This is a genomic window from Zhenpiania hominis, from assembly GCF_014333425.1.
GTDB lineage: Bacteria > Bacillota > Clostridia > Peptostreptococcales > Anaerovoracaceae > Hominibacterium > Hominibacterium hominis.
In genome coordinates this window covers 149,830-157,197 of the sequence record NZ_JACRYT010000006.1, presented here as the reverse complement: position 1 = coordinate 157,197, position 7,368 = coordinate 149,830, and the positions used below count along the sequence as shown (strand labels likewise).

The window sequence follows — 7,368 nt, the reverse complement described above, 5'->3', positions numbered from 1 at the left end:
AGCAGCGGGACCCAGACACTGATCAGAAGCCTTAGCATGAACAGAGGCATACCGCTAAGCTAGATGATAATCATTTTGGATCTGTCAACCAAAAACTCCACAACAACTTGACACCGCCCTAGAACTTCACCCGCATTGCCCTTTCCACAGCCTCATGGTATAATGGAGAACAATGAACGGAGCAGTACGATCCGACGAATTGATGGAGGTTTTGTTATGAAATCCTTTTTTGACCTGCAGAAAAACAGCGCCGTCCAGTGGCCGCTGTTTCTCATTCTGATCGCCATTGAACTTCTTATGTCTTTTTCGTTTCTCGGCTATTTTCATGTGGAACCGATCTCCATTACATTCGCGTATATTCCGGTGCTTCTGGCTGGCTGTCTCTTGGGTCCCGGCGCTTCTGCCGCGTTGGGCTGCGTCTTTGGACTCGCCAGCATGTGGAAAGCCTCTGCCCCTTATGTCGCGGCCGGAGATCGGATTTTTTCTCCCATACTCAGCGGGGAACCAATATCCAGTCTGCTTTTAAGCGTCGGTTCCAGGCTTTTATTCGGTCTTGTGATCGGAATTCTGTATTTTCTGGCGAAACGCGCCAAACGCGGTACTCTTTTTTGGATTGGAGCCGTTTCCTTTTTCGGGAGAACTATTCATGCCTTTTTTGTATACGGAATTATGGGACTTTTGTTTCCTCAGATGGGTTTTCACGCATTCAGCGCCTTTTCAGACATCCTTTCTCCTAGCGGACTCGCGACTTCTTTCGCGGCAATGCTCATTGTTCTTGTCATCTATAAACTCTGGAATTCTGCTTTTTTTCTACGCTTCCAGAAAAGGATGCAGGCTGTTCAGAATCTCCATCTGACTGCTCATCGGTCGTTTCTTCCCGGGTTTATCATCGCAATTCTCACGCTGAGCTGTTCCTGCGCGATAGCGCTTTACTTTTTACAGCGAATGGTTTATGTCCTTAAAGTGGACGGATATTCTCTGAGTCAGACAGCAAACTACAATTTGTTCCATCTTCAGATTCAGTTCCTGCTGGGAATTCTTTCTCTGGTATTTCTTGTTTCGCTGTTCCTTCTGTTTGTCCAGCGTTACACTTCCTATATGCGCCATGAGGCGAAATCCGACGCGCTGACCGATGTCCTGAATCGACACGGATTTTTTCCTCTTTGTGAGCATATGCTTAAAACGTCCGCTTTCCAAAGGGAAGGTTCCGGATATTTTCTGATCCTTGATATCGACTATTTCAAACAAGTGAATGACTCTCTGGGGCATCCGAAAGGAGATGAAATTCTATACAAGGTTGCGCAAGGCCTGCGGAATATATTTTCGGATTCCGGCATTATCGGCCGACTCGGAGGCGATGAATTTGCCGTTCTGCTTTATCCCCCTGTCAGCCGGGAGCGGCTGGAGGAAAAGCTAAGCCAATTCCTCGAAACCGTTCGTCAGATTCCATGTGACGGTCAAAATCTGTCCTGCAGCATCGGCGCCGTCCAGGTTGGAACCATCCGGGACATCGATGAGCTTTATCGGACCGCGGATCACTACCTTTACCTGGCAAAAAACAGGGGAAGAGATCAATTCTTTATCGGAGAAGCGGGAGCTGTTCCGGCAGAGGGGATCGCCTGCCTCTGAATTTCAAAGCAGCTGTTCTCCCTTCCGATTTGATTCTTAAGCGAGAGGCTTCTCAATTTTCGCTAGCGCTTTTCGGAACTGCAGGAAAAACAGAATCGCGGTAAAGGTAACTGCCAGCAGATCCGCCACCGGCTCCGCCAGGTAAACCGCCATAGTCTGATTGGATTTCCAGATATGCGGCATAATGTAAATAAGCGGAAGCAGCAGAATAAATTTTCGCATAATGGCTACCAGACTGGACTCTTTTGCTTTTCCCAGGGCGATAAACGTCATCTGGCAGGCGATCTGAATTCCGAAAAGAATCGCCGCCGCCATATAAACCCGGAGCGCTCCGGCTGTAAATTCCATCAGCTCCGCGTCCGCCGTAAAGAGCGCCGCGAAGGCCTGAGGCGCCGCCATAACAAGAACCCACAAAATCGCCGCGTAGATCAGGCTTACCTGCACCAGTTTCTTAAACGCTTCCTTCACGCGTCCCGCGTCCCCGGCTCCATAGTTATAACTGATAATCGGCTGCGCTCCCTGACCCAGTCCCTGCAGAGGCAGCATAGCGAACTGCATAACGCTGGTCAGGATCGTCATGGCTCCCACTGCCACATCTCCGCCGTATTTCAGCAAGGACGAATTAAAACATACGGAAATCACACTTTCACTGGCCTGCATGATAAACACCGATACTCCCAGCGCCAGGCAGGGCAGGATCACATTTCCCTTTAGAAGCAGATATTCTTTGCGGATTTTCCAGAAAGTCTTTTTCCCAAACAGGAACGCCAGCACCCACGCGCAGGACATGGCCTGGGAAATAACCGTCGCCAGAGCCGCGCCGCGAACGTCCATATTCAGTCCGAAAATAAAAATCGGGTCCAGAATAATATTGGCAACCGCGCCGATCAGAACCGACAGCATGCCGGTTTTCGCGAATCCCTGAGCAGTAATGAAAGAATTCATTCCCAGAGTAAGCTGTACAAAGATGGTTCCCAGCGCGTAAAGATTCATATAATCCGTACCATACTCAATCGTATTTTCACTGGCTCCGAAGGCAAGCAGGAAATCCCGATTCCAGATCAGCAGCGCGACCGTCAAAAGAACCGAAATCACAATCTGCATGGTAAAGCAGTTCCCCAGAGTCCGCTCCGCTTCTTTTGGCTGTTTTTTTCCCATAAAAATCGAGGCCCTGGGAGCCCCACCGTATCCGATCAGCGCTGCGAAGGCCGAAACAATCATAATCAGCGGCATACACACTCCCACTCCGGTCAGCGCCATCGCGCCGATATCCGGAATATGTCCGATATAAATCCGATCCACGATGTTATAAAGCATATTGATAATCTGCGCTGTTACAGTTGGCAGCGCCAGACGCAAAAGAAGCCTTCCTACCGGCTCTTTCCCAAGGAAATCCTTATCCTGCCGCATTACCTTTCTCCCCTTTCTTTCTCCTGAGCCGCGTTTTCAAAAATTCTCCGGCTGAACCTGGTATACTGGAGTCTCTCCTCTTCTGAAAATCCCTGAAAGATCACTTCCCAAAACCGCTCCTGAATCATGCCCACCTTCGCAAGGACCGGCGCTGCCTGGGCACACAGTTTTAAATGAATTTTTCTTCGATCCTCTTTATCCGGGACTCTCTGGAGAATCCCCTTCTGGATAAGAGCCTCAACTGCTTTGGAAACACTGCTCTTATTCAGCATCCTGAGTTCTGTAATGTCCGCCGCGGTGTCTCTATTCGGATTATGTTGTAAAAAACTGATAATCTCCGCCTCAACCGCAGTCAGATGATACTCCTCACAAACTTCTCTGAGCATCTGATCATACAATTTCAGAACCCTGCGGATTCCGAGCCATAGTTCTGTATTATTTCGCATCTCCGCCCCCATTTAGTTTGTCTTTAAACAGTTTATTTATAAACTATTATATGCATTTTTAACGTTCTGTCAAGCATTCTTAAAAGAACAAAGCAACATGGGGGCGTTTCGTGGATTTTGTGGGATTTTTCCCCATAAACTTTGCAAAACGCCCCCACATTTTAGAGCACTCCCACTTGACTTGAATCTCAAATCGCGGTAAAATACAGAAAAATATGTAAATTGCCGCCGGGTAAGCTTTCGAGCATTTATTTCGTATCGTTAGGCCTTAGAAGATGCGAAATCAAATGCTTTCTTTATTATCTGGCTGGCACAAAGAAAGGAGCACACATCTATGTTTCGAGAAATGCGCTTAAAAGAACAGCAGTTGTCCCAGGAAGAAGCCATCGCCATTCTGAAAAAGGTCACGCATGGAACGCTGGCAATTAACGGGGAGGATAAGTATCCTTATTCCGTGCCTGTCAGTTTTGCCTATGGAAATGGAAAAATTTACTTTCATGGCGCTGTGGCCGGGCAAAAATACGATCTGCTGACAAAGAATCCGTCGGTCTGCCTTTCCGTTGTGGATCTAGACGATGTTCAGCCCACCAAATTCACCACCTTTTATCGGAGTGTCATCGTCTATGGCGATGTGAAACGCCTGACAACGCCGGAAGAAATCAGGCCCGCCATGGAATATACAGTGGAAAAATACTCCCCTGGCCTGATGGACGGCGGTATGAAATATATGAAAGCTCAGGAAGGAAATTTTTGCGCCTACGAACTGACCATCGCCCATATGACTGCGAAACGCTCGGAATAAACATATCTGTTTTCCCCCAATAGCGAAAGAGCAAAAGCTGCCGTACGGATTCGGCAGCTTTTTTACGTGCCTTTTCTCTTTACAAAGACTTAACTTGACATCCCGCCTGCTGACGCTCATAATCAAAAACAGAGAAATCCATTTGTTTAAAGGAGGTTGGAGCTTTGCGGATCCTGAAATACATGATATGGGCTCTGTCCTTTATCTGGCTCTTTTCCTTTCTTCCAAAACTGGCTTTTATACTGGGGGTGACAAGTAGCGGTTCACTTTATCTTATCTGTCTGGCCGTGTGGTTCCTGGCACTTTTTTGCTCACGAAACACGGCGGAAAAGACACGAAAAAAACGAATCAAAATCGTAAAGAAAGATACCGCTCCCCCGCCGGAAACAGGCAGAGGTCCGACGATTGTTATTGACAACCGATATCTTCAGCCGGAGAAAAAACTGTTCGAGGACCTTATCAAACAGAGAGCCGCACGATATCACATGAACTATGAAACGGCTACTACTCCCGCATTAAGTTTGAAAAAAGGGCTCTTTACGATCCTTCTGGGAGCAGTAACATTTGTTAACGCATTCTTGTTTCTGGCGGCAGTCCAGGCTGCGGCGTGTATTCTTGCGGAAGCCATCGCACTGATTCTATATTTTTTTCTTATACGCAGATGCACAATTGTAACCTTCCTCTACAATCATATAAAACGCAATCCGGACGCGGACATTGACAGTCTGATAGCGAATACTTCGATAACGGCCCAATCTATACCTGTCTGGATCGCGCCCCTGGCAGTTATTCTAATCGCTGCCGCGATTGCCTGGTGGTGTGTGTCTCTGGAATTCGGATTCACAGCTCCACTGCCACAGGTTCATTAACGAACTCAGGAGTGTTCAAAATGAAAACCGAAAATCGATTAATTCATTTACTGTATGTGCCAACTATGAACTGTAATATGCAGTGCGGCTACTGTTATTTAAAAGAGAATACAATGGACTTGCAGCCGGATAGCCGGTATCTGCAAACTTTGCGGTATGCGGTGGATAAATTCCGCACAGCCGGTGTTCTTCCTTTTCATATCTCCCTGCACGGCGGAGAGGTGACTACCCTGTCCGAAAAAGATTTCCGGGATATCATCCATTACATAGCAGACTATTATCGGGAAAACCAAACTCTTCTCGAAAAAAATGGTTTGAAAGCAGGCCGTCCGCATATAAAAACCAATCTGCTCCGTCTGGAGAAGCATATCGATACCATAAGGGAATTTTGTGTTTCTGTCAGCGGAAGTCTGGACCTGCCTTTTTCTCTGCATGAGAAATATCGGATCACCAAAGGCGGGGAAAAGACCCTGCAGACCATACTGAAAAATATTTCCCTGTTGGAGGGAATTCCAAATCGCAAAAAAGTTTCGGCCACGGTTTTTAAAGAACATTATAAGCGAATGGATGAAATGATCCGTGATATTCAATTTCTGCACAAACATACCTGTCTGGATATGAACGATTTCAATTTTATGATCGGATTTGGCGATCCGGGGGAAATCGGACTGCACCCGATGACGGAAGAAGAGCAGGTTGAATTTTACAAACGGATGCGGCAGACTTTTACAGGGACCGATCTGGATAAGGGCGTGAAAAACGCCTGGTTCGCCGAATTCACCCCGGCATATTGTACCAATTCGGATAACTGCGGAGAGAAGTTCTTTCTTCTGGAACGAAACGGAGATCTGTATTCCTGTGTAAGGGGGCAGAAAAACAGAGACTTTTACTATGGCAATATTTATGAAGATTCTGTCGCGGATATTTTGAAAGCCGCGGAGGTAAAAATTTTTCAAAGCCATAACCGATCAGGATTCGACCCGCAGTGCGCTCAATGCAGCTATTTATATCTCTGCAAGACCGGATGTCCCTATGTTAAAACCGTTTCCCATACCAGCCGCTCTTATACCTGCAGGCTACAGCAGGAGATTTACAGAGACAATCCGCAGGTTTATCCAAAAGACAGCAACCCGGCTGCTTCTGCGTATTCCTATCTTTCCAAAATGCGCCCCTTGATTGCCGGAGATTATGAGCCGTTTTCGGAAGAAAGTTCCAGTTCCGATCCTTCCCAGCTGCAGGCGATTATAAAGCGCGACAGTAAATTGGAGAATATCTACAGCCCGCATATCTTCATACTGAAAGCAAACGGTATCGAATATCAGCTGGAATCACAGATTCTGAAAAAGCGGCGGGATCTTCTTTATCTGACGGATGAGACGGAGCTGCAGCTGTATATCCGGAAAGGAGTGTTGGAGGACTGTGATTATCCCGCGAATAATTCGTTGTACATGATGCTGTTAAGCGGAAATACCATCCTGTATGGCGATGAGCAGCGAATGAAGCAGGAACACATTATGACACACCAGGTATTTACAAACACGTTAAAGCAGGAGCCTTCCGATAAAGAGGGCTATTATACCATCAATATTACGAAGATTCTGAGTCTGTATTATCATCGGCTTTCTGAGGTGAAACCCAATAATCTTTTTTTTACAACCTCGGAATTAAGAGATTATCATTACGCCAAACAGAAAAAGAACGCCTATTATCACATACAGGCCATAAACCTTCCCTTTCAAAATATTGAATTTTTTTATGTAAATTGTAAGGAGGCTCTGAAACATGATTAACATTGCGCCCAGGACGTATCATGAAGTCGTCCGCCTGCAGAAATGCTATACCCTCGCCAGTCATTACACGGATATTACCGAAGATGTATTTAGCCGGATTTACAGGTTTCTTGGCCAGTCTGAGAGGAACGCGGTCGTCGCGGGTCGGCATATTATTTCACTTGTTAACAGCAACCGGGAGATTGTAAAGGCTTTCGCAGTTACAGCGGCTGATGATTCCTTTGACCGGATTGAAATGGATCAAAAGAGCTTTGCTCTCATACCTCATTACCATTCCGGCGGCTCGGATTCCGGTGGAACTTCCTCCAATAATAATAATAATAACAACAACAACAATAATAACAATAACAATAACGGTTAAGTCCGCGCCAGCACAAACTGATTCCTGAAACAATGTACAACTGCTGATACAGATTTTCCTT

General features: G+C 46.5%; 7 protein-coding genes. 5 read left to right on the top strand and 2 right to left on the bottom strand.

Going from position 1 to position 7,368, the window contains the following annotated elements; all coding sequences use genetic code 11:
• Nucleotides 1-216 precede the first annotated feature (216 nt).
• Nucleotides 217-1,629, top strand: coding sequence for a GGDEF domain-containing protein (locus tag H9L42_RS08075; protein WP_187302884.1), 1,413 nt, complete (start codon nucleotides 217-219; stop codon nucleotides 1,627-1,629).
• A 36-nt stretch (nucleotides 1,630-1,665) separates the two neighbouring features.
• On the opposite strand, the gene H9L42_RS08070 is transcribed toward H9L42_RS08075, so the two are convergent.
• Together H9L42_RS08070 and H9L42_RS08065 are read right to left on the bottom strand one after the other, a co-directional pair.
• On the bottom strand, nucleotides 1,666-3,039 hold the full coding sequence (locus H9L42_RS08070; RefSeq protein WP_187302883.1) for an MATE family efflux transporter: 1,374 nt from the start codon (nucleotides 3,037-3,039) through the stop codon (nucleotides 1,666-1,668).
• Complete coding sequence (locus H9L42_RS08065; protein WP_187302882.1) at nucleotides 3,039-3,485, bottom strand: MarR family winged helix-turn-helix transcriptional regulator; 447 nt, start codon at nucleotides 3,483-3,485, stop codon at nucleotides 3,039-3,041. The genes H9L42_RS08070 and H9L42_RS08065 overlap by 1 nt, the downstream gene beginning before the upstream one ends.
• A gap of 334 nt (nucleotides 3,486-3,819) precedes the next feature.
• On the opposite strand from H9L42_RS08065, the gene H9L42_RS08060 reads away from it, so the two are divergent.
• From H9L42_RS08060 to H9L42_RS08045, 4 genes are all read left to right on the top strand, one after another.
• Entirely contained in the window at nucleotides 3,820-4,287 is a 468-nt protein-coding gene (locus H9L42_RS08060; RefSeq protein WP_187302881.1) for a pyridoxamine 5'-phosphate oxidase family protein, read from the top strand.
• A 164-nt stretch (nucleotides 4,288-4,451) separates the two neighbouring features.
• A complete protein-coding gene (locus tag H9L42_RS08055; protein ID WP_187302880.1) occupies nucleotides 4,452-5,156 on the top strand; it encodes a hypothetical protein in 705 nt (234 codons plus the stop codon).
• 20 nt (nucleotides 5,157-5,176) lie between these two features.
• Nucleotides 5,177-6,946, top strand: a complete 1,770-nt coding sequence (locus tag H9L42_RS08050) for a radical SAM/SPASM domain-containing protein (protein WP_187302879.1) — start codon at nucleotides 5,177-5,179, stop codon at nucleotides 6,944-6,946.
• Nucleotides 6,939-7,307: a hypothetical protein gene (locus tag H9L42_RS08045; protein ID WP_187302878.1), complete on the top strand. Its 369-nt coding sequence runs from the start codon at nucleotides 6,939-6,941 to the stop codon at nucleotides 7,305-7,307. Before H9L42_RS08050 ends, H9L42_RS08045 begins: the two co-directional genes overlap by 8 nt.
• Nucleotides 7,308-7,368 lie beyond the last annotated feature (61 nt).

Bases quoted from the DNA above. Each gene is read 5' to 3' on its own strand.
- H9L42_RS08075 (WP_187302884.1), top strand. From the start codon at position 217: ATGAAATCCTTTTTTGACCTGCAGAAAAACAGCGCCGTCCAGTGGCCG.
- H9L42_RS08070 (WP_187302883.1), bottom strand. From the start codon at position 3,039: ATGCGGCAGGATAAGGATTTCCTTGGGAAAGAGCCGGTAGGAAGGCTT.
- H9L42_RS08065 (WP_187302882.1), bottom strand. From the start codon at position 3,485: ATGCGAAATAATACAGAACTATGGCTCGGAATCCGCAGGGTTCTGAAA.
- H9L42_RS08060 (WP_187302881.1), top strand. From the start codon at position 3,820: ATGTTTCGAGAAATGCGCTTAAAAGAACAGCAGTTGTCCCAGGAAGAA.
- H9L42_RS08050 (WP_187302879.1), top strand. From the start codon at position 5,177: ATGAAAACCGAAAATCGATTAATTCATTTACTGTATGTGCCAACTATG.
- H9L42_RS08045 (WP_187302878.1), top strand. From the start codon at position 6,939: ATGATTAACATTGCGCCCAGGACGTATCATGAAGTCGTCCGCCTGCAG.